We start from the raw sequence: 21,641 nt of genomic DNA on the forward strand, positions 1-21,641 counted from the left end.
CGATCACCCCTTTAACCATTCGTCTATATTATTTTTCGGTTTGAACACGCGATATTGTTCCGCATCGACCCCTTCGTCAAATTGGCACACATCGCGAAACTCACAATATTGACAAGCTGTTTTATTTTTCTGTTTGTACGGTGCAATATGCGTCACGCCGTCGATCATTTGTTCACCTACATCGACGATTAGACGGCGCACATGTTGCCTTAACATCGTAAATTGTTGCTCTGTTAACACTTTTGAATGTTGCGCAAACGTTCCATTTTTATTGAAACGAACAGGAATAACGAGAGAACTCGTTCCCGGCTCTACTTGTTCATCCATCAGCCGCACCGTTTGTTCGTCGGCTAATACGTAGCCACCCATTTTAAACTGTTCTAAAAACTTTTTCTCTAGCTCGTGTTCTTCAAGCCATTCATTCAGTTTCATCGTCGGGTTATGAATCGGAAAGTACAACACCCCTGCTGGAAACGCCGATGTGCCAACGAGCTTTTCCGCATACTCAAGCACGACATCTAAATACGCTAACATTTGTAACGCTAAACCGTAATATACTTCCGTTAAATCAAGCGTCTTTTGTTTCGATTTATAGTCAATAATGCGAAGAAGTACACCTTGTTCGCTCGTTGCTTGGTCGACGCGGTCGATGCGCCCGACAAACTGCAACATCGTCCCGTCCGATAATGTAAACGAAAGCGGCGGGAGCAACTCCCCTTCCCCGAACCCTAATTCAACGCCAATCGGTACAAATCCGCTTCTTTTCGCATGTTCGCTTAATACGGTCGTCGCTTTCGCCATAATCGTCTGTAACTTTTTCTTCATATATCGATAACGGTGCGTGCTTAACAACACTTCTTGTTGAATGTATGGAGCAATTTGCTCGACCGCTTCATATGACAACTGTTCGCATTGCTGTTTTGATAATTCACTCCACGGTAGCCGTTCTTCTCGCAAGCGATTCGCGATCACTTTTAACGCTTCATGAAACAGCTGACCCATATCTGGCGCCTTCAATTGAAAGACAGTCCGTTCTTTTAACTTTAAACCGTGCGCGGCAAAATGAGCGAACGGACAACGGTTAAACGTCTCCATACGCGAAATGCTCGCTTTCACTTTTTTTCCATATAGCTCTTTCGCCAACTGTTTACGTAACTGTTTTGCGCGATTTTCGTAAAATAACGCCCGCACAACGACCGCGATTCGTTCTTTCCATTGCTCATGTTGCACGTAGGCGTTGTATACATCCCACCACATCGGAGCGATAGTGTATTGTCGCTTCCACGCTTCAAGTTGCTGCACTAACGGGCCGAGCGTGGCGATATCGTTTGTCATATATGACAATTGTTCGTGAGGCGGAAGGAAAAACGGATCGGCTCCCCATTGCATTTTTTTCACATGCGGGAACATATCCGTTAACCGTTTGATAAACATCGATGGCAACAACGTTTTTTCTTGCTCATCAGCTAGCGCATACGTAACATATAAACGTTCAGACGGGCTAACGAGCGCTAAATAAAGTAAAAACGGCTCATCAAGCAATCGATCGCGGCTCGCTGGGGCAACGCGTACGGAATAATGATGCAACAATTCGCGATCCACTTCCGACAACATCCCATCATCGTTTTTGCGCATCGGAATAATGCCTTCGTTCACCCCGACAAGAAACGTACAGCGAATGTTGGAAAGGCGGGAACGATCAAAATGAGCAATTAACACTTGGTCGGTTGCCGGTGGCACGAGAGAAAACTGCAAACTTTCTAATCCCGTTTCAATAATGGTAAAAAACGTTTCGAGTGAAAGAGATTCATCGCCTAATATTTCCACATATTCATCAAGCAAATGAATAAACGCTTGCCATACTTGCTCATGGTGACGCATAGCGGACAAGTCGCCTCTCTCTTCCGCTTCATCGCGCCATCGCTGCAGCTTTTGTGGAATGTGAAGTTGTTCTGCGTATGCATATAGCGCTTCACATCGTTCACGTCCTGTCTTTGCTTGTTTTAACCGTTTTTGTAAAAACAACAACGGAGAAATAACAAGCTTGCGCCATTCATTTAATTGTTGCTCATACCGCTTTTCTTCATCTGTTTGTGGCGCATGGATCCCTTCGAGCCCTTTATACTTGCGATACGTCCAATGTTCTGTCCATTTGTCTCCTTGTACGCCCGAAGCGAGCACATAGTTTTCCAGTTGATCGATCGCCATGCGCATCTCATGTATCGGCTCATCAAACGAAAAAAACAAGTCAGTTTTCACAGAACGAAATACCGCTTCGTAACGAAAGTTCGTCCGTACTGCTTCGATGCTTGCGCGCAAACATTCAACGAACGGATGATCAAGCATCGGTTCTTTTTCATCAATGAAATACGGAATGCGATAATCTGCAAATACCGTTTTTAACACGTCGCGATAGTCTGAAACGTTGCGAATGAGCAAAGCGATGTCACGATAGCGATATCCTTCATCGCGCACAAGCCGAATGATTTCACGAGCAATGCCTTCCATTTCTGCTCGGCGAGTGGTCGCTTCTCCGATGACAATCGCTTCCGTTTGTTTTGGCCATACACGTACAGGACGATCATCGTAATGTGCTTCAAGATGGCGAAGCTCTTCATGTTTATGGCGGACGTTTTCATGAAGTTGTTCTACTTTTTCAATCGCCACCCCATTTTGTAGCGCCATTTCGCGCAGTTGGGCATACGTTCGCCACGTGCTGCGAAATACGTGCAAATCGTTTGGTAGTTGTTCATACGGAGCGTCTAACGTAAGCGCAACCGTCACATGTGGGCAATGAATAAACAACTGTTCAATCACCATATATTCTTGCGGGGTAAATTCATAAAAGCCATCCATGTAAATGCGCGCACGTTTCATATAGGAAGAATGGCGAATTTTTTCCGCAAGCAGGCGCAAATAATCTTCTGAATCGACATAATGATGCGCCATCTGTTGTTCAAATTGCTCAAAAATCATCGCTGTATCTTTTAATTTATCAGCAAGTACCATCTCGTTTGCAGTCGCATGACGGCGCAACTCTTCTTCCGTTTGTTTTAATGCTGCTGGCGTCACACAATATCGTTTATATTCCGTCAACATTTGTTCCAGTTGTTCAATAAAGCCGCGTTTGTCGGCTGCTTTTCGAAACAGCTTTAACTGTTCTTTTTGTTGTTCAACAATTTTCCTTAGCAACATATGTACGCCTGTTTGCGTTAAATGATGGCGGCTCATGCCGCCTGTCTCTTGCAAGACGCGCCAAGCGAGGCGCGTGAAACTAAACACTTGTGCGCGAATCATTCCTTTGACGTTTGCGTTCATAAGAGCATATTCCGATTGAAACGTCATTTGTTCAGGAACGAGATAAATAATCGGATCGCCATCGGGTTCATGCGCAAGTTGTTCAATCATTTCTGTTAAACACATCGTCGTTTTTCCGCTTCCCGACCGCCCGATGATAAAACGTACAGACATATTGTTCATCCTTTCTTATTTTCCATCGTGCAATGCGAAACGTTGCTCAACTTTTTTTCCGACGTACCAGAGAAGAAAAATAGCGGCTGCGACAAATACGGTGCGCATCGGTTGACGAATTAAAGCGACAACGTCATAGCCGATAAAACTAATCGTAAACACCATCACCATTTTTCCGAACAACACAGCAAGCATATATTGCTGCATCGCAATGCCTGATAATCCTGCCACGACATTCACTGCCGCAGATGGTGTAAACGGAAAACAAAGCAGTAAAAAGAGTGGCCCAAAGCCGCGACGCTCAATCCAATGCATCATGCGGCGAATGGTCGGATGGCGATGTAAAAAAGAGAAAAATCGTTGTCTCCCGATTTTTCGAACGAGAAAAAAGACGAGCAGTGAGCCTGCGCTCGTTCCAATCCATGAGATGAAAAACCCTTTCCAAAGACCGAATGCCGCCGCGTTTGCCATGACAAAAACGAAAAGCGGCAAAAACGGTAAAAACGCCTCGGCCATCGGCAAGACGATGCCCGGAATAACGCCAAATGAACGATATTCCGCTAACATGTCAAGCATATGTTTGATCGTAAACCATTGTTTTAATTCCTCTAAACTCATACAGTAACCCCTTTGCTACGTGCTCATATTTATATTGTACAAGTTTAGAGGAAAAGAGAAAACTACTACGACAATTCCCTTTCCCGCAAATATAACAAATACATCATTTTTCGTTCGCGCGCTTCGATTCGTTCGCTCATCTTTGTCCGCAACTGAGCTGTGCGATGTAACTGGTTCACAAATGAATGATGGGAAATACATAGCTCGACGCTCGTCCCGTTTGAAAAAGTAATGCGTGTTTTTCCACCTTGAACATGCTCATGATGACGAATATGTAAATGCGATAGCCATATACATTGAGGATTCGTTGGGGAGATCGTTGGAAAAAAGAAAATTTCGTTCGTTGGTTCGACTGCAATGGGTGCTTTATGCGAAGTGCCAATAATATGTTTTGATCCATCTTTCCTTCCTCTTAAACTAGCGCCATAGTACAAACAACTTTGTTCAATAATGTCCATCGGACTTTGTTTCACAACAATTTCTCCATCTTCCTCTAACGCTTTCGTCCATAAATGCTTGTCATAAAAAAACGGAAAAAGACCCATCGTATAGCGTGTTAAATGTAGATGCTCGACGATGAGCATATCGCTCCCTCCCTTATATACACATTTCGACAATATTATACCATAAATAGACGAAAAAATCCCCTCGTTTTTTCGAGGGGAGTCATTTTACGCATTTGTAAACTGTTCTTCTTCTGTGGAGCCTTTTAAAGCGACCGTTGATGCTTGACCGCCTGTAATGACAAGCGATACTTCATCAAAGTAGCCTGTTCCAACTTCACGTTGATGGCGTGTTGCTGTGTAGCCGTATTTTTCTGCCTCAAACTCTGCTTGTTGCAATTCGGAGTAAGCAGCCATGCCGCGATCGCGATAGCCATGTGCTAACATAAACATGCTGTAGTTGAGGGCATGGAAGCCAGCTAATGTAACGAACTGGAACTTGTAACCCATTTTTCCGAGCTCCACTTGGAAGTTTGCAATCGTTTCGTCATCCAATTTTTTCTTCCAGTTGAATGAAGGTGAGCAGTTGTACGCAAGCAATTTACCTGGGAATTTTTCATGAATCGCTTCCGCAAAACGACGCGCTTCTTCTAAGTTCGGTTCGCTCGTCTCGCACCAAATTAAATCAGCATACGGTGCATACGCCAATCCGCGCGCAATCGCTTGGTCTAAGCCGGCACGCGTACGGAAAAACCCTTCTGGTGTCCGCTCGCCTGTAATAAACTCTTGGTCGCGCGGATCGATGTCGCTCGTAATTAAATCCGCTGCGTTTGCATCTGTGCGCGCAATCAATACTGTCGGCACACCCATGACGTCTGCCGCAAGTCGCGCCGCAATTAAGTTGCGAATCGCTGTTTGCGTCGGAAGCAACACTTTTCCACCTAAATGGCCGCACTTTTTCTCAGAAGACAATTGGTCTTCAAAGTGTACGCCCGCTGCTCCTGCTTCAATCATCGCTTTCATTAATTCAAATACGTTCAACTGACCGCCAAACCCAGCTTCCGCATCGGCTACGATCGGCAAGAAATAATCGATCTCTTCTTTTCCTTCAACATATTGAATTTGATCGGCGCGTTGAAGCGCTTGGTTAATGCGTTTCACAACGTGCGGTACGCTATTTGCCGGATATAAGCTTTGGTCTGGATACATATGCCCAGCTAAGTTCGCATCCGCCGCAACTTGCCATCCGCTTAAATAAATCGCTTTTAAGCCTGCTTTCGCTTGTTGTACCGCTTGGTTTCCTGTTAATGCTCCGAGCGCATGAACGTAATCTTCTGTATTTAATAAATGCCAAAGCTTCTCTGCCCCACGGCGCGCAAGCGTATATTCAATATCGAGCGAACCGCGCAATTTAATGACATCTGCTGCGCTATATGGGCGCGTAATCCCTTTCCACCGTTCATCTAATTGCCAACTTTCTTCTAATTGTTTCACACGTTCTTCGAATGTTGCCATTTCCTTCTCCCCCTTAATTTTTTTATCGTAACCCCTCTGTTTCCGTACAAAAGACCCCCAAATGATTGTGATGCTCTTTTCTCTATGTACGAGCTGTGATTTGTTTCCCACCCCTTTTGTTATAATACACATTTTCCTTTTGACATCTTTATTATATAACACAATTTTCAGAAAAGAAAGTATTTTTATGAATTTTTTTCAAAAAAATATGTTTACTGCTGTTCTAAAAAAATAATTCGTTCTAAAATCGTTGGATGGCTGTAACGAAATAGTTTGACGACATACGGTGGATGTACTTGACTTAAACTTGAACGCGTCAATTGTTGAAACGTCGAGATCGCCGCTTCTTTATTTTTCGTTAACTCAATTGCATATTTGTCTGCCGCGTGTTCTTCATAGCGGGAAATCGCATTCATCGCAGGGCTCGCTGCAAAACTTAATAGGGAAATAAGAAGTAAAAAAACAGGTAAGGAAGAAAGGTCGTTCCATTTTTTTATTCGGAAAAGTGTGCCAAACCGTTCAACTGCCCGCTTCATCCATCGATTTGTCAACAACAGTCCGATAAACGTGACAACAATATATAGTCCTATCCCCCAATACATATGCTTCATGACGTAATGCGCCATCTCATGCGCCATAATAAATAAAATTTCATCTTCGCTTAACCGCTCCAATGTCGTATCCCATAACACAATGCGTGAATTGCTGCCGATGCCTGTGACATACGCGTTAAGCGCGTTCGTTTTTTCCGACATATTTACTTCAAATACGTGTTCAGCAGGGATGTTAGCCTTTTCTGCTAACGCTAAAATTTTTGCTTCTAACTGTTTGTCTTTTAAAGGATAAAAATCGTTATAAAGCGGATCGATAAAAACAGGTTGAATAAACGTTAAAAAAAGCGTAAACGGAATAGAACAAAGCCATGCGTACACCCACCATCGTTTTTCGAATTTTTTCATAAGCACATATAACACGTAAACGATGACAACCATGATGGCGTAATTTACCCAAAAATCAATGAGTTCATCGCGCATCCAACTTGAAAACGTTTGTGTAGAAATGTGATACATTTTCGTCACGTAATAGCTTATATAGCTAAGCGGAAACGTGACGACTTGTACAAGAAGCGATAGCCAAAATACGTAAATGGCCGTTTGCATAAACTGACGCTTCGTCGTCGCTTCCGCCCATTGTTGAAATCGTGCCGACAAGCCAAACAGCAGCACAAATATATAAATGACCCACTCATACGGAATAGATAAAAAGAATAAAAAGTTTTTTACTTCGGAAAACTGTTCAGTCAACATCAGTTCTTTTTTCGTTAAAAACGTCGCCGGATCTGCGCTCGTTCCTTTATATTGTGGTGGAATGGAAGAGTCTGTCCATTGAAATAAGTAAAATGCAAAAAACAGCGCATATATCGCATACAAAAACAACGTCCAAAAAGCAATTTTTCTCATTTTCCTTCCCCCTTGTCCATCGTTACTACTAGTTTAGTTTTTCATTCGCCATTTAGAACAACGAAAAAATTCAAATAATTGTCACGTCCCATTCTCCTCATTGGCACGTTGATTATGTATGATGAAAGTGGGAGGGATCACATTGAAAAAACTATACATTGGCTTTTTTAGCTTACTTGCCATTTGTATCGGCATTGGAATGTTTTATTTTTCTTTTTACCGACAAGATAAAATGGAGTTTCCAAAAGACGTGACGATGGAAACCGCATGGGGAAAACCGTATTCATTTCGTAACATGGAACCGAAAGTGCGCCTATTAGAGTTCGTGTACACAAACTGTCCAGACATTTGTCCAAGTACGTCATTTCAAATGAAACAGTTAAAAGAACGGTTGGAAAAAGACGGTTTGTTTAAAAACAAAGTTGAATTTATTACGATCACCATTGATCCAACACGCGACACACAACAAGTGATGCAAACGTATGCGAACATGTTCGGCGTGGAAAGCGATGACGAAGGATGGATTTTTTTGAGAGGTAGCGAAGAAGATACGAAAAAAGTAGCTGACGCTTTCGACTTCTTATATCGCGATCCTGGAAACGGCATGCTGATTCATACGACGCTCACTTACTTTTTAGACGAAAACAATCGCGTCATCGCCACATTCGGCATGGGCGAAAAAGGTTTCGATAAAGAAAAAGTATATAAAGAAATTGTAAAAGAGGCGAAGTAGCCTCTTTTTCTCTTGTCGGACTATCGGACTACCATTTATCATAATAAAGTAGGACTCCAAGACTATATAAGGGGGATAAACATGAAAAGGTGGAAAGATCGTAGCCTTATTTTCCGAACGACTTTTTTATTATCAACGATTGTTGCAATTGTATCCATTACCACTGTAGGCACAATGCTATACCAAGTTTCAAAAGAAGAAAAAGAGCTTATAGAGGAAGTTTCTGTAGAAAAAACGGCTTCATACGCCCATGAAGTTGAAGGAATATTTAATGGCGCACAAAAAGTCGCCCAATCGTTTGGGGAATATATGTTTTTTGCAAAAAGACATGGTCTCACCCGCGAACAAATATTGGAACATATGCACGATTTACTTGAGCGTAACGAGCAATTACTCGGCATTTATACGTTATGGGAACCGAACGCGTTAGATGGAAAAGATCGAGAATACGCCAATAAAGAAGCTCACGATGCCACTGGTCGCTTTATTCCATATGTTGTTCGCAGCGATGGAAAAATTATTGTCGAAGCAAGTATTGATTATGATAAAGAAGGAACAGGAGACTATTATTTAGTTCCTAAAAAAACAAAGAAGCCTCTATTACTCGAGCCATATACGTACACCGTCAACGGAAAAGATATATTGCTTACATCGTTAATTTTACCGCTTCTCGACCCGACAACGAACGAGTTTTTAGGTATTGTCGGTGTCGATTTTGAAGTATCGTTTTTGCAACAACTCGTAAGCAAAGAAAAACCGCTCGGCGGGTTTTTAAACTTGATTACTGGTGATGGCACGATTATTGCGAGCGGCGCAGGAGAACAGTTCATCGGAAAAACCATTACACTTGATAAAGAAAAAACAGTGCTAAAGCGCATCGCAAATGGGGAGCATTTTACTGACGAAATTTACTCACAACTTCTTCAAGATAATATGTTGCGCGCTTTCGCACCTATTGAATTTCCTCTGTTTGAAAAGAATTGGGCGCTCGTTTTATCTGTTCCATCTAGCACTGCATTTGAACGCATTGAAAAACTAGTCGTTAATGGGACAATCGGAATTTTATTTTTAATTTTACTACTCGCACTTTTTATCATTTTCACACTCCGACGTATTTTGCTTCCTGTCCGTCATGCAGCACATGTTGCTGAGCAAATTGCGCACGGTCAGTTGAACGTTCATATTGAAGCATTACCGTATAACGATGAAATCGGCAGATTAACAAAAGCGATGAAAACGATGGCAGAAAATCTTCGTGAACAAATCGGAACATTAGCCGATGAAAGCAAGCTGCTAACAGACGAAGCAGAGCGCATCGCAACAAACGCAGAACAAAACAGCGAAGCAAGTGCTTACGTCCATGAAGTGATGAGTGAAATGACGGAACGAACAACTTCACAAACAGAAGCGTTGCTAGAAAGTATGAAAGCAATGGAGGAAATGGCGATTGGCGTTCAAAAACTAGCGGAGTCGACATCAGAAGTAGCCGACTCTGCAAAAGAAATGTCGGATGAAGAAAAACGAGGAAAAGAGCACCTAGAACAAACAGTGAAACAGATGAACCAAATTCGACAATCGTTTTCTCTTATTTCTAAACAAGTAAATGATCTCACATCTTACTCCGAACAAATCGGACATATTGTTGCAACAATTAGCACGATTTCATCGCAAACGAATTTGCTTGCTTTAAATGCCGCCATCGAAGCTGCCCGTGCGGGAGAATCAGGAAGAGGATTCGCCGTTGTTGCAGAAGAAGTACGAAAACTAGCCGAACAAGCGGACGATGCAGCAAAACAAGTGAGTGAACTCATTGGACGCGTTCAACATCAAGTAAAAGAAGTAGAAGAAGTAACAAAACAAGGAGCGGACGACATTCAGCAAGGCAGTACGGTGATCACGAATACTGCTCAAACATTTGAACGAATTGTTCAAAAAACAGATGTCGTATCGGAAGAAATTCAAGAAATATCTGCCGCAACCGAACAAATGTCGGCTGGTGTTGAACAAGTGACAGCATCGATTGAAAATATTGTTGAAAACGCAAAAGATGTTCAGTACGACATCCAACAAGCAACAAATTCAGTGGATGAACAAGCGAACATTTCAAAACAGCTAGATGAATCATCGAAACAGCTGGCTAGCATCTCATCTAAATTACAGCAACTTATTCAACGATTCAGTTTGTAGATCAGCCATTGGCTGATCTACTTTTTTTTCTCTTCAAGTACCTTTAAAATATAAGAAACGATGAAATAAATGTGCACCCGTTTCTTTTCATCTACTTGACGTAAAGCCTTTATGATCTCCTCTTCTATTTTGTGATGTCTGTTTTCGTATTCATTCGCTACTAGCCAATCTATCGAAACATCTAGCGCCCTACTAATTGGAATAAGCAAATCAACTCTTGGTGTTACCGTTCCATTCACTATTTTATTGATCGTACTTTTCGGTTGACCTGTTTGTTCGGCTAAATCTTTTTGCTTTAAATTCAACTGCTTAAGTCGCTGCTTAATTCTTTCACTGATGACCACTTTTACATCATCCACATTTACCATTCCCTTCATTTTTTGTTTCTTTTTTTGGATTTTTTTATTGAAAAATTCCTAAAAAGAAACTATAATATTACACAAATAAACCTTTCTTCATCTTTTGCTATCATAACAAGGCGGTGAATTCATGGACGTTTATGCTCATGCAAAACGGACCATTATGATCGGAGTAGTATGTTGTTACACATTTATCGCATGCGTGCTGGCATGCATAAATATTTCTAAATTTTTTTACATCGCAAGTGTATGGTTCATTACTATTATTCTCTTCCTTGGATTTTTTTTAAAAAAAGAACAAGAGTTGCAGTCTTTGAAAAATAAAGAAAATGATAGTCATATTTATCAATATGTTTACTCTTTAAGACGATTCCCGACAAAAATCATACATATTGTTTTTTTCTGTTTTATGTGTTTTTTCGTTCTACTATTTTTCATTCAATTACCTAGCATGCATTTGCTTTTATCAGCGTGTTTATACGGCATGTTTCACAGCATTCTTTTTTATGTCATCAATCGCTCATTACTGAAGGTAATTGAATATGATGTAGATTATTTTTTTCATCTAGGATACCGAAGTGCTATCATAGCGTCAGATTTTCCACACACGTCAACTTTCAAAAGATTCATCCATTATGGAGTGGGTGGCGTTTCTTTATCAATTATGTATGTGTTGACGATTCATCGTATGTTTATTCAAAGCAATCCGAACGAGCATGTTGTTTTTTTCATCATATCAATCGCCTTTTTAGCTTTTTTCGTGATATTTTATTTAGCAGTAAGTTACGCCGTATCCGAACATATAAAAACAACCATCTACACCTTAAGAGAACGGGCGATGCGTGAAGAAATTCCAAATGTGTATACCGATGAATTTTCCATTCTCACCCACACTTTAAATATATACAACGATCCGACAAAAAAAGCTTTACGTCTGCTAGCGAAAATTGAAAATAAAAGCGATGAACATAAATATATTGCTGATCATTCACGACGTGTTGCTTATTATTGTCTACAAATTGGACAGCTAGTTGGCTTGCAAGATCGCCAATTAAACAGTTTATACCAGGCTGCCCTTCTTCACGACATTGGTAAAATAGGTATACCTGACTATATTTTATTAAAAAAAGGGGCGTTATCTAAAGATGAATTTTCATTCATTCAGCAATACCCGAATATAAGCCACTTTCTTGCTGAAACAGTTTTTCAAATCGAGGATAAAGATATTCTTACAGCTATTCTTTTCCATAAAGAATGTTTGGATGGAACAGGCTACCCTAATCAATTAATAGATAAGCATATTCCAATTATGGCGAAGATTATTTCAATAGCAGATGCTTTTGATGCGTTAATGTCAACAAGACCTTATCGACAAAAGAAGAGCAGAGATGAAGCGATTCACATATTAAAGAGTGGAAGTGGTATCAAATGGGATGAACATATATTAAATAAATTTATAAATTTATTTACAAAAAAAGAAATAAATATAATAAATTAGCGATAAGAAGGTGTATCTTCATATCGCTTTTTTCTTGCACGGAAAGGGGATTTTTTCGTTGAACTGTATACATTTATTAAAAACTACACTTTCTTGTTTTGAACATTCTATCGCTCAGCCAACAGTCCTTATTGTTGATGGAGAAATTATTTTTTCATACGATTCATCGGAGGATATAAAATATTTTTTTTATAAAAATGAATCTTATTTGAAACAACAGACAGCCGACATTTCACGACCAATGTTATTGCAATACGGATTAACTAATTGGATGGTTTTCCCTATAGAAACAAAAATAAAGAATTGTGAAGCATTATTGTTTGTTTCATATCCATATCACAATGATACCCATCATTACATCACATGCTTAATTGAGACACTCGCACTTATTATTCAAAAAAAATATAGAGACGAATTGCTCGCATTAGAAATCAAACAGTTATCAGAAAGAGAGAAACAAATCTTCTTCCTCATATTGAAAGGATACAGTAACAAAGAAATTGCGCGAGAGCTTGTTTTAAGTCAACATACAATCAAAAACCACGTGAATAACGTATTTCAAAAGCTTGACGTCAAGCGTCGTTCTCAGCTTATCGCAAAATTTAACCATTTTTTATAAACTGGGGGATTCGTATGGACATTTATGTTGGAAGACAACCGATCTTAAATAGAAAAGATGAAGTGATTGGATATGAACTGTTGTATCGAAGCGGGGAGCAAAACGTCTACAATGCTATCGATGGAGACCGTGCGACGATCGATGTACTAGTCAATAGTTTTATGAATATAGGTATAGAAAGATTAACAAATGGGGCTAGATGTTTTATCAATTTTACTGAAACATTGTTAAAGCGCGGTTTACCTTTTTATTTTCCAAAACATTTGATTGTTGTTGAAATTTTAGAATCTATTCCTTACTCCGATGAGTTGCTAAACATATGCAGAAAGTTAAAAAAAGAAGGATATATGATTGCACTTGATGATTTTGTATGTTCAAATCAATATATCCCCCTTCTCCCATATGTAGATATTATAAAAATTGATCTTTCTAATCAAACAAACGATCATGATTTCAAATATTATATTGAACAATATAACATTAAGCTGCTCGCTGAAAAAGTGGAAACGAAGGAACAACTAGAACAGGCGAAAAAAGAAGGATTTTGTTATTTCCAAGGATATTTTTTCAGTAAACCAATTGTCATTAAAGAAAAGGCATTGCCGAAAATGTCACACGCTTCACACCTCACTTTAATTCAGCAAATGAATAAAAATGAATTAGAATTCGAGGAAGTTGTTCAAACAATTGAAAGTGATCCAACATTAACATATCGTTTACTAAAAGCTGTGAATGCTTCTTTTATTTCATATTCACCAAAAATTAAATCGATTCGTCACGCAGCTATTTTACTCGGAACAAACCAATTAAAAAGCTGGCTAACTGTGTTAGCATTACAAGAACCAAACGAACCGTTTAAAAACGAAATCATTGTAAATAGTTTAATACGTGCGAAAACGCTCGAACAGTTAGCAGATCTCATTCACTTGCGCGATGAAAAAGACGTTTTATTTTTTATGGGAATTTGTTCATCGCTTGATTTATTGCTTCAACGCCCACTGCAAGAAATATTGCAAGAATTACATGTCGATGAAGCGATTCAACATGGTCTAAACGGACAAAAGAGTATGTATTCCATTTTGTATCATCTTGTCATTGCACTAGAAACAAACGATACAAACAAATTGAAAGAGATAACAACTACTTTAAACATTGATTTATCAAAAGCATTTGCGATTTATCAACAAAGTATTGAATGGGTTGTTGAATTACAAAAAGATATACAAGTAAAATAAAAAGGCTTTTCACAAGCCTTTTTATTTTACCTTAAACTTATTCATCATCTCTGTCAGTTCATCAGCTAACTGTTCAACTTGCTTTGCTTGTTCAAAAACTTGTTGAGCTGCTGCTGCTTGCTGTTCAGTTGCCGCGCTCACTTCTTCAATGCTAGCCGATGCTTCCTCTGTTACTGCTGCGACATCTTGCATATGCTCTGCAATTGTTTTCGTATCACTTTGCACAGTATGAATGCGAGAGATCACTTGATCACTTCGTTCGCTTGCGCTCGTCAAGTTGTGTGCAATATGTTGGAACGCTTGTTTCGCTTCACTCACTCGTTCAAAAGCAAGATTCGCCACTTTACTGCCTTCTGTCACAATCACGATCGCTTGTTCTGTATCGCTATATGTTTGCTGGATCATTTGCGCAATTTTATCTGTTGCTTTTTCTGTTTCTTCTGCTAGTTTTCTCACTTCTCCCGCTACAACAGCAAAACCTCTCCCTGCTTCTCCCGCTCTTGCTGCCTCAATCGAAGCATTCAATGCTAATAAATTCGTTTGCGATGTAATATGACTAATCACATTAACAATTTCTCTCACTTCTTTTGAACGTTCACCTAATCGTTTCATCGCCTCAACTGCATCTCTTGAATGTTTAGTTGCCGACATCATCGCTTCGCTCATCGTATGAAGAATCGTTTCTCCTTGTATCGACACTTGCTTTGCTTCTGCCATCGCTTTTTCCATCTTCTCAGCTTCTTCAATTAATCGCTGTAATTCGTTCATCATGCGATTGACTCGTTCTGTTACATCTTGAACAGAATGTGCGATTGCTGTGGAACCGTGAGCCATTTCGCTCATCGTCACTGCCACTTGGTTTGTTGTTTGCTTCGTTTCGTCACTTGCCACAACAAACGTTTGAGCATATTGACGAAGCTGCTCAGCTGAATCGTGCAACTGTTGTAGCATATGGCGCATATGATGAACCATTTGTTGAAAATATTGTCCGAGCTGTCCTACTTCATCTTCGCTTCGATGGTCGATCGTTACCGTTAAGTCACCGCTCGCTACTTCTTTCGTTAATTGGCTTAATTTTTGCAACGGACGGACAAGTCGTGAAGCAAATAAAACGATTATAACAACCGCAAATAACACAACAACTCCCGCCGTAACAAACGATAAAATCGCTAAATAATATAACTTTTCTGTCGCTTCATCGACAGGCACAGTAAGCACAAGCCCCCATCCTGTCGACTCAATCGGTGCATAGAAGGCGTATTTTTTTATCCCTTCAAATTCATATATCCCCATTCCTTTTTTGCCATCTAACGCCCGTCTTAACAATGAAACGAGCTGATCATTTTTTTCCTTCAATAAGTTTTTCTCTAATACGTATTCTTTTTTCGGATGCGCAATGAGCACTCCGTCTTGCTGAATTAAATACCCATATCCCGTTTTCCCAACATCCACGTGAATGACTAAGTTTGTTATTTCTTCTGTTTTTACTGTCCCTAATAGTACGCCAATAATTTCTCCTTTTTCACGAATAGGAGAAGCAATGACAATGACTTTTTCCCCAGTCGCACGTGAAACGATCACATCAGAAATGGACGTTTTCCCTTTTAAAGCCTCTTGAAAGTATAGGCGATCACCAATGGATAATTCTTTTCCATTCGCGTACGCTTTTCCATTCCGATCAGCAACGGCAATCAGCTCAAATGTTGACCACGTTTTTTGGATATGAGCAAGTCTTGTCTCATTTTTTTGTAGCTCAACAACATCCCATCCACCTTCACTGCTCAATCCTTCAATTAATTTTTTATGATCGGTAATCCACTGATTGACCGCTGTTTGCAGTCGTCCAAGCTCTACTTGAGCCGTCTGTTCAAATTGATCCTCTAAAAACTGCTTTGCTTTTTGATGGTTCAAATATGCCACTAAAAATAAAGAAATAATGACAAGAGGCATAATGACTAACAGTAGCTTCCCCCTAATACTTTTCATAATCTTCCCCCTAACAAACAAATGTTTTATATATGTATTATCATAAATAAAATAAGTATGTAATAAAAGTAGGTAATTTTGACGATTATGATACATTTTAAATAAAATATTTATCTCTATTTTATATATTGAAAAATCAACATCTTTCGACAATAATAGACATATACTCTAATGTAAAAGGAGGGACGAAAGAGGTGGAAGAAAAAATACGCTTGCCACACGCTCTTTTCTCAAGTGAACAATTGCTATTTCATATGATGGATCAATTGTTCGATATCGTTTTTTTAATGAAAGTCGAAAAAGGACCGCGGTTTCGTTACGTGCGCGTTAGTCCGACAGCCCTCCATTTAGCGAATTTACGCGAAGAAGATATAGGAAAATATATTGAAGATGTGTATGATGAACATGTCGCAAATCATTTAAACTTTCAATATATAAGAGCATGCAAAACAAAGTCGCTCGTCACTTTTCGCGATCGAATGAACGTAAAAGATGACATCCGTTTTGCGGAATCTACGTTAATTCCTCTTTTGAACGAAAAAAACGAAGTATCATATATCGTCGCATGTACGCGTGAAATTACCGATATGCTAAAAAAAGAAGAACAGCTAGAAGAAGCACAACAACTAATTGACTCTTTATTTACCCACTCGCAAGAAGCTTTTATTTTATTTGATTTATTCGGGCATATTATTCGCGTCAACGAAAAAACAGAACGTTTATTTGGACTGCAACAAAAAGACATTGTCGGGAAAACACTTTTCGACATTATTCCTGTATATAAAGAAAATATCAATCAAACGTTACAACGATTAAGCGAAGGAAAACCGTTACATGCCATTCGCCTAACGATGAAAACGAAAAACGGTGAGATGATATACGTTTCTGTAAACGCATCTCCTTTATTTAACAAAGACGGAAACATTATCGCAGGCTTTGCTAGCCTTTTAAATATTACGGATCTCATCCAAACGCAAAAACAATTAAAGCAAAGCGAAAAATTACATCGTCATGTCGTGGAAACATTTCCTAAGGCGATCATCATTTGTACCGATCAACAAATCACGTATGCGAATACAGTCGCTCTCCATATGTTCAAAGCATCAACGATCGAAGACGTCCGAAACAAGCCAGTCCAACAATGGATTCATACCGTCCCAGAGCCAACCATCACAACAATCGACGGCGAAACAATCCCTGTACAAATCGACATCCTCCCGTTCCCGTACGAAACAAACAGGACTGAACTGATGATCATTAAACCGAGCGAACCGATCGTTGTACATGAAAATAAAAACGTATATATAAGTCGGACAGAATTTATGGAAAGGCTAACCGATCTTCTTCTTGCGCACGAAGGTGTCGCTATTCTTTTAGTTGATGTACATCAATTTAAATTTATCAATAGCTTTCTCGGCTATGAAAACGGCGACGAAATATTAAGACAAATAAGCATGCGCCTTCATAACACGATACATCCAAAAGCGATTTGGACGCGGATGAATGGCGATCAATTCGCAATTGCTCTTTCGTACGAAAGCCAGGAAGAAGTAAAGCAGTTCGCCAACGTGATAAAAGAGGTGCTCATCGAGCCATATCCGATCGCTCAACAACAAATTCGCATCGGCATTCATATTGGAATAAGCTACGCATACGATGCAAAGTTATGTGCGGAAACGCTACTTAACAATGCCGAAAAAGCGTTATATTTTGCGAAATTGGAAGGAACAAGCGGGATTAAACCATACAAAGCGCATATGTCGGACGCTTTTACCCGCAAGATTCAGCTTGAAAACGCCCTTTCGTCAGCAGTGAAAAACGGAGAACTTTTTTTGCTTTATCAGCCAAAAATCAATTTCTACGCACGTTCGTTTAGTGTCGAAGCGCTCGTTCGTTGGAAACATCCTCAGTTTGGCTTTGTGAGCCCCGCCGAATTTATTCCAATGGCGGAAGAAACGAACGTCATTCACGACATCGGAAAATGGGTGTTGCGTCAAGCGTGTCGCGATCTTTCGCTTTTGCGCCAACATACGACGGACTGTATGAAAATCGCTGTCAACTTATCTGCCAAACAATTGCTAGACGAACAACTATATACATCCAAATTGACATTTTAACCTCTGGTTCATGCAGCACACCCGATGCGGCGTAACACCTCATCTGGGTGCTGTAAGACATGTTGTTCAAACCGAGTAATCGACTGGGCGATGTCCTTTTGATCTTTATGCAGGACGTTGGCGATGACTTCGTCTTTCAGCCACTTCCACAACCGTTCAATCGGATTCAAATGAGGCGAATACGGTGGGAGAAAAATAAAATGAAACGCACCGCCTTCTTCGCTTTGAAGGAAAGCTTGCACCATGTTGGCATGATGAATACGCGCATTGTCCAACACAAGCACGATGAATCGATCGGAATATTTCTCTTTCAACAGGCGCAAGAAGTCGAGGAACGTTTCGGCATTGGCGGATGATGCGCGATGAAACACGACATCGCCTTGTTGCACGTCGACGGCACCAAAAATGGACACGTGGGCGTGGTGACCGTAGCTTGGCACTTGTTTTTGATTCCCTACTTCTGCCCATGTCGTACGAAGCGCTTGATATGCGCGAACATGCGTCTCATCCACATGAAGAAGAACGATTTCTTCCGTGATTAGTTTTTTTTTATAAACTCGAGTTCTTTTTCAAAGGCTGCTTGAAGCACTGGATCACCTTTGACGAGCTTATAGGTCGGGCGTGTCCATGACAAGCGAAGACGATGCAATAACTTCCGAATACCTTCCCGTGACATCGAAACACCATATGTCTGTTGAATGTAAGATTGTAATATACGTGTGTTCCATGACGAAGAAATGCCCCATCCGACATCCACAGGGGTGGTGGTTAACACGAGTTGTCTAATTTCTTGTTGTTGTTCTTCTGTAAGAAATGGCACACGACCAGGTGGCAAGCGACGATCGAGTAAATGATCGAGCCCACCTTCATTAAACCGTTCGACGTAGAGGGAAACCGATTGGCGGCATAGATTAACCATTTTTGCGACATCTTTTCCAAGAAACCCTTCCATGACTAGGCGAACGGCAGTCACTCGAACACGAAGCGAAGCATCTTTGATTTTCCGTTCTTGTTTCCGAAGTTTTCGAGGTGTCCAACCGTGATCATTTGTGATTTTCAGACGTTTCATATCATTTCCGCTCCTTTTGTATAGAAATATTTAGGAGCAGTATAGCCAAGAAAAAAGGTGTTCATACAGAAGTCATCATCTTAAAGTGCATGTATATATTTGAAGATATTCAACATATTTTACAAGAAGAAGGTTGCGACGCCTCTTGTTTTATATTTGAAATTACCGAAACAACAATGATTAAAAATCCCGAACATGTCGTAAAAACGTTAGAACGTTTAAAACAGCTCGGCTTTTCGATTGCCGTAGACGACTTTGGCGTCAGCTACTCGTCGCTTGAATATTTAAATCGCTTCCCGATCGATGAAGTGAAAATCGATCGCTCGTTTATTCAAAACATAATAAACAATGAAAAAAGCAAAGAAATTGTGAGCGCCATTATTTCGCTTGCGCACAAATTACGGCTAACAGTGACTGCCGAAGGAGTCGAAACAGAACAACAAGCGCAGTTTTTAATTGAAAAACAGTGCGAACAATTACAAGGGTTTTATTTTAGCCGCCCGGTCTCGCTTGAACAGCTCCCAAGCACGATCGCATCATTACAAAACATGATAAAATCCCCGATGTAACTCGGGGATTTTTTTATACAAGCACAGCGCGATCGCTGGCAAATTGGCTGCCACGAATACGTTGAAACTCTTGAAGAAGAGAGGCAACAGTTAACTTTTTCTTCTCTTCTCCACTTGCTTCGAAAATAATTTGCCCACCGTCCATCATAATGAGACGATTACCTAATTGAACAGCTTGCTCCATATTGTGCGTCACCATTAACGTCGTCAAGCGATTCGTTTCAACAATTTGTTTCGTTAAATCTGTAATTAACTTCGCGCGCGCAGGGTCTAACGCCGCGGTATGTTCATCGAGAAGGAGCACATGCGGCTTCGTAAACGTCGCCATTAAAAGCGACAACGCTTGCCGCTCCCCGCCAGATAACAAGCCGACTTTCGCATGGAGACGGTTTTCTAATCCGAGCTGAAGCGTGGCGAGCGTTTCTTTAAAAAATTCGCGCCGCTTTTTCGTTACGCCGAAACGAAGCGTTCGCTTGACTGTTCGGTTATAAGCGATCGCTAAATTTTCTTCAATCGTCATATTTGGTGCTGTCCCTGCCATCGGATCTTGAAAGACGCGACCGATATAACGCGCTCGATCGTGTTCACTCATCGTCGTCACATCTTTCCCGTCAATCACCACTTCTCCTGTATCTGGAGCCAGTCTCCCTGAAATAATGTTCATTAACGTCGATTTTCCCGCTCCGTTGCTGCCGATAATCGTTACAAAATCGCCCGGCTGAAGCGAAAGTTCGATATGTTTTAACGCCACTTTTTCATCGAGCGTTCCTTCGTTAAACACTTTCGTAATCTGCTTGAGTTGAAGCAACGGCTGCACCTCGCTTTCTCGCTTTCCGCTGTTTTTCGGCACGCGCCGCTACCATTTGCGGAACGACGAGCGCTAAAATGACAATCATCGCTGTAATGAGCTTCACATCGCCCGTCTCTAAAAATTGGACGCGCAACGCAAGCGTAATGACGATGCGATATACAATGGCTCCGAAAATCACCGCAAGCGTCGCCCGCACAATCGTTTTCGCCCCAAATAACGCTTCACCGATAATGACCGACGCTAAACCGATGACGATCATGCCGATCCCCATGCCGATATCGCTAAAGCCGCTATATTGCGCAATAAGCGCACCTGAAAACGCGACGAGTGCGTTTGACAAGCCGAGACCAATCATCGTTAAACGGTCCGTGTTGCCTGAAAAACTAGCAATCATTTTTTTATTATCCCCGACGGCACGAAGCGCCAAGCCGACTTCCGTTTTTAAAAATACGTCAATGACTACTTTCACTACAGCGACTAAAAACATCCCAAAAACGATAATCGCCCACGTTTTCGGAACGAAAGGAAATATCGTTGCCAACGCTTGATCGAAACGTTGAAACGCTTTTGTGATGATCGTCATGACCGTTTCTTGTTGTAAAAGCGGGACGTTCGGTTTATCCATAATGCGCAAGTTAATCGAATATAAAGCGATCATCATTAAAATCCCTGATAATAACGGATTAATTTTCCCCTTCGTATGCAAAAGGCCTGTCGCACATCCTGCGAAAAAGCCAGCACCAAGCGCCGCAAGCGAAGCAATAAACGGATTGACGCCACCGACGATGAGAACGGAAGCGACTGCCGCTCCCGTCACAAAACTTCCGTCCACCGTCAAATCAGGAAAATCTAAAACGCGAAACGATATATACACCCCAAGCGCCATAAGCGCATATAACAATCCTGCTTCAACTGAGCTAAACAATGCTGTAATCATACGGATCCATCCTT

The 21,641-nt window shown here is 40.7% G+C and carries 18 protein-coding genes; 7 read left to right on the forward strand and 11 right to left on the reverse strand.

What is annotated here, in order from left to right:
• Window positions 1-3 precede the first annotated feature (3 nt).
• The 5 genes from addB to JV16_RS04950 form a co-directional block, all read right to left on the reverse strand.
• Window positions 4-3,471 (reverse strand): helicase-exonuclease AddAB subunit AddB, encoded by a 3,468-nt coding sequence (addB, locus tag JV16_RS04930; RefSeq protein WP_084220263.1) that lies wholly within the window; start codon window positions 3,469-3,471, stop codon window positions 4-6.
• 15 nt (window positions 3,472-3,486) lie between these two features.
• Complete coding sequence (locus JV16_RS04935; protein ID WP_042534558.1) at window positions 3,487-4,089, reverse strand: TVP38/TMEM64 family protein; 603 nt, start codon at window positions 4,087-4,089, stop codon at window positions 3,487-3,489.
• A 65-nt stretch (window positions 4,090-4,154) separates the two neighbouring features.
• On the reverse strand, window positions 4,155-4,673 hold the full coding sequence (locus JV16_RS04940) for a competence protein ComK (RefSeq protein ID WP_042534560.1): 519 nt from the start codon (window positions 4,671-4,673) through the stop codon (window positions 4,155-4,157).
• Between the two features lie 87 nt (window positions 4,674-4,760).
• A complete protein-coding gene (gene aceA / locus JV16_RS04945) occupies window positions 4,761-6,047 on the reverse strand; it encodes an isocitrate lyase (RefSeq protein ID WP_042534562.1) in 1,287 nt (428 codons plus the stop codon).
• Between the two features lie 212 nt (window positions 6,048-6,259).
• The gene (locus JV16_RS04950) at window positions 6,260-7,507 is read right to left on the reverse strand and encodes a M48 family metallopeptidase (RefSeq protein WP_042534564.1); all 1,248 of its coding nucleotides are present in this window, start codon (window positions 7,505-7,507) and stop codon (window positions 6,260-6,262) included.
• A gap of 142 nt (window positions 7,508-7,649) precedes the next feature.
• Here JV16_RS04950 and JV16_RS04955 point away from each other — a divergent pair, with 142 nt between their 5' ends.
• Both JV16_RS04955 and JV16_RS04960 read left to right on the forward strand, forming a co-directional pair.
• A complete protein-coding gene (locus JV16_RS04955; RefSeq protein WP_042534566.1) occupies window positions 7,650-8,240 on the forward strand; it encodes an SCO family protein in 591 nt (196 codons plus the stop codon).
• A gap of 81 nt (window positions 8,241-8,321) precedes the next feature.
• The gene (locus JV16_RS04960) at window positions 8,322-10,427 is read left to right on the forward strand and encodes a methyl-accepting chemotaxis protein (RefSeq protein ID WP_042534568.1); all 2,106 of its coding nucleotides are present in this window, start codon (window positions 8,322-8,324) and stop codon (window positions 10,425-10,427) included.
• Window positions 10,428-10,444: 17 nt separating this feature from the next.
• Here the strand turns inward: JV16_RS04960 and JV16_RS04965 are convergent, their stop codons facing one another.
• The gene (locus tag JV16_RS04965; RefSeq protein WP_244463792.1) at window positions 10,445-10,795 is read right to left on the reverse strand and encodes a helix-turn-helix domain-containing protein; all 351 of its coding nucleotides are present in this window, start codon (window positions 10,793-10,795) and stop codon (window positions 10,445-10,447) included.
• Window positions 10,796-10,916: 121 nt separating this feature from the next.
• Here JV16_RS04965 and JV16_RS04970 point away from each other — a divergent pair, with 121 nt between their 5' ends.
• The 3 genes from JV16_RS04970 to JV16_RS04980 are packed head-to-tail and all read left to right on the forward strand — an operon-like array spanning window position 10,917 to window position 14,138.
• Complete coding sequence (locus JV16_RS04970) at window positions 10,917-12,284, forward strand: HD-GYP domain-containing protein (RefSeq protein ID WP_042534571.1); 1,368 nt, start codon at window positions 10,917-10,919, stop codon at window positions 12,282-12,284.
• Between the two features lie 58 nt (window positions 12,285-12,342).
• A complete protein-coding gene (locus JV16_RS04975; RefSeq protein ID WP_042534573.1) occupies window positions 12,343-12,903 on the forward strand; it encodes a response regulator transcription factor in 561 nt (186 codons plus the stop codon).
• Window positions 12,904-12,917: 14 nt separating this feature from the next.
• Window positions 12,918-14,138 (forward strand): EAL and HDOD domain-containing protein, encoded by a 1,221-nt coding sequence (locus JV16_RS04980; RefSeq protein ID WP_042534575.1) that lies wholly within the window; start codon window positions 12,918-12,920, stop codon window positions 14,136-14,138.
• Window positions 14,139-14,159: 21 nt separating this feature from the next.
• On the opposite strand, the gene JV16_RS04985 is transcribed toward JV16_RS04980, so the two are convergent.
• Window positions 14,160-16,124, reverse strand: coding sequence for a methyl-accepting chemotaxis protein (locus JV16_RS04985; protein WP_042534577.1), 1,965 nt, complete (start codon window positions 16,122-16,124; stop codon window positions 14,160-14,162).
• A gap of 194 nt (window positions 16,125-16,318) precedes the next feature.
• Here JV16_RS04985 and JV16_RS04990 point away from each other — a divergent pair, with 194 nt between their 5' ends.
• On the forward strand, window positions 16,319-18,241 hold the full coding sequence (locus JV16_RS04990) for a PAS domain S-box protein (protein ID WP_244463790.1): 1,923 nt from the start codon (window positions 16,319-16,321) through the stop codon (window positions 18,239-18,241).
• Window positions 18,242-18,249: 8 nt separating this feature from the next.
• Here the strand turns inward: JV16_RS04990 and JV16_RS04995 are convergent, their stop codons facing one another.
• Together JV16_RS04995 and JV16_RS05000 are read right to left on the reverse strand one after the other, a co-directional pair.
• Window positions 18,250-18,753, reverse strand: coding sequence for an IS630 family transposase (locus tag JV16_RS04995; protein ID WP_021096083.1), 504 nt, complete (start codon window positions 18,751-18,753; stop codon window positions 18,250-18,252).
• Between the two features lie 26 nt (window positions 18,754-18,779).
• Window positions 18,780-19,310 carry a helix-turn-helix domain-containing protein gene (locus JV16_RS05000; protein ID WP_021096082.1) on the reverse strand — a complete coding sequence of 177 codons (531 nt, stop codon included), beginning with the start codon at window positions 19,308-19,310 and terminating at the stop codon, window positions 18,780-18,782.
• A gap of 89 nt (window positions 19,311-19,399) precedes the next feature.
• On the opposite strand from JV16_RS05000, the gene JV16_RS05005 reads away from it, so the two are divergent.
• Window positions 19,400-19,879: an EAL domain-containing protein gene (locus tag JV16_RS05005; RefSeq protein WP_042534579.1), complete on the forward strand. Its 480-nt coding sequence runs from the start codon at window positions 19,400-19,402 to the stop codon at window positions 19,877-19,879.
• 13 nt (window positions 19,880-19,892) lie between these two features.
• Here the strand turns inward: JV16_RS05005 and JV16_RS05010 are convergent, their stop codons facing one another.
• A complete protein-coding gene (locus JV16_RS05010) occupies window positions 19,893-20,687 on the reverse strand; it encodes an ABC transporter ATP-binding protein (RefSeq protein WP_042534581.1) in 795 nt (264 codons plus the stop codon).
• Window positions 20,653-21,627 (reverse strand): ABC transporter permease, encoded by a 975-nt coding sequence (locus tag JV16_RS05015; protein ID WP_021093967.1) that lies wholly within the window; start codon window positions 21,625-21,627, stop codon window positions 20,653-20,655. The genes JV16_RS05010 and JV16_RS05015 overlap by 35 nt, the downstream gene beginning before the upstream one ends.
• Window positions 21,628-21,641 lie beyond the last annotated feature (14 nt).

This window comes from Anoxybacillus ayderensis (genome assembly GCF_000833605.1).
GTDB classification, from domain to species: Bacteria; Bacillota; Bacilli; order Bacillales; family Anoxybacillaceae; genus Anoxybacillus; species Anoxybacillus ayderensis.

Bases quoted from the DNA above. Each gene is read 5' to 3' on its own strand.
- addB (WP_084220263.1), bottom strand. From the start codon at position 3,471: ATGTCTGTACGTTTTATCATCGGGCGGTCGGGAAGCGGAAAAACGACG.
- JV16_RS04935 (WP_042534558.1), bottom strand. From the start codon at position 4,089: ATGAGTTTAGAGGAATTAAAACAATGGTTTACGATCAAACATATGCTT.
- JV16_RS04940 (WP_042534560.1), bottom strand. From the start codon at position 4,673: ATGCTCATCGTCGAGCATCTACATTTAACACGCTATACGATGGGTCTT.
- aceA (WP_042534562.1), bottom strand. From the start codon at position 6,047: ATGGCAACATTCGAAGAACGTGTGAAACAATTAGAAGAAAGTTGGCAA.
- JV16_RS04950 (WP_042534564.1), bottom strand. From the start codon at position 7,507: ATGAGAAAAATTGCTTTTTGGACGTTGTTTTTGTATGCGATATATGCG.
- JV16_RS04960 (WP_042534568.1), top strand. From the start codon at position 8,322: ATGAAAAGGTGGAAAGATCGTAGCCTTATTTTCCGAACGACTTTTTTA.
- JV16_RS04965 (WP_244463792.1), bottom strand. From the start codon at position 10,795: ATGGTAAATGTGGATGATGTAAAAGTGGTCATCAGTGAAAGAATTAAG.
- JV16_RS04970 (WP_042534571.1), top strand. From the start codon at position 10,917: ATGGACGTTTATGCTCATGCAAAACGGACCATTATGATCGGAGTAGTA.
- JV16_RS04980 (WP_042534575.1), top strand. From the start codon at position 12,918: ATGGACATTTATGTTGGAAGACAACCGATCTTAAATAGAAAAGATGAA.
- JV16_RS04985 (WP_042534577.1), bottom strand. From the start codon at position 16,124: ATGAAAAGTATTAGGGGGAAGCTACTGTTAGTCATTATGCCTCTTGTC.
- JV16_RS05000 (WP_021096082.1), bottom strand. From the start codon at position 19,310: ATGAAACGTCTGAAAATCACAAATGATCACGGTTGGACACCTCGAAAA.
- JV16_RS05005 (WP_042534579.1), top strand. From the start codon at position 19,400: ATGTATATATTTGAAGATATTCAACATATTTTACAAGAAGAAGGTTGC.
- JV16_RS05015 (WP_021093967.1), bottom strand. From the start codon at position 21,627: ATGATTACAGCATTGTTTAGCTCAGTTGAAGCAGGATTGTTATATGCG.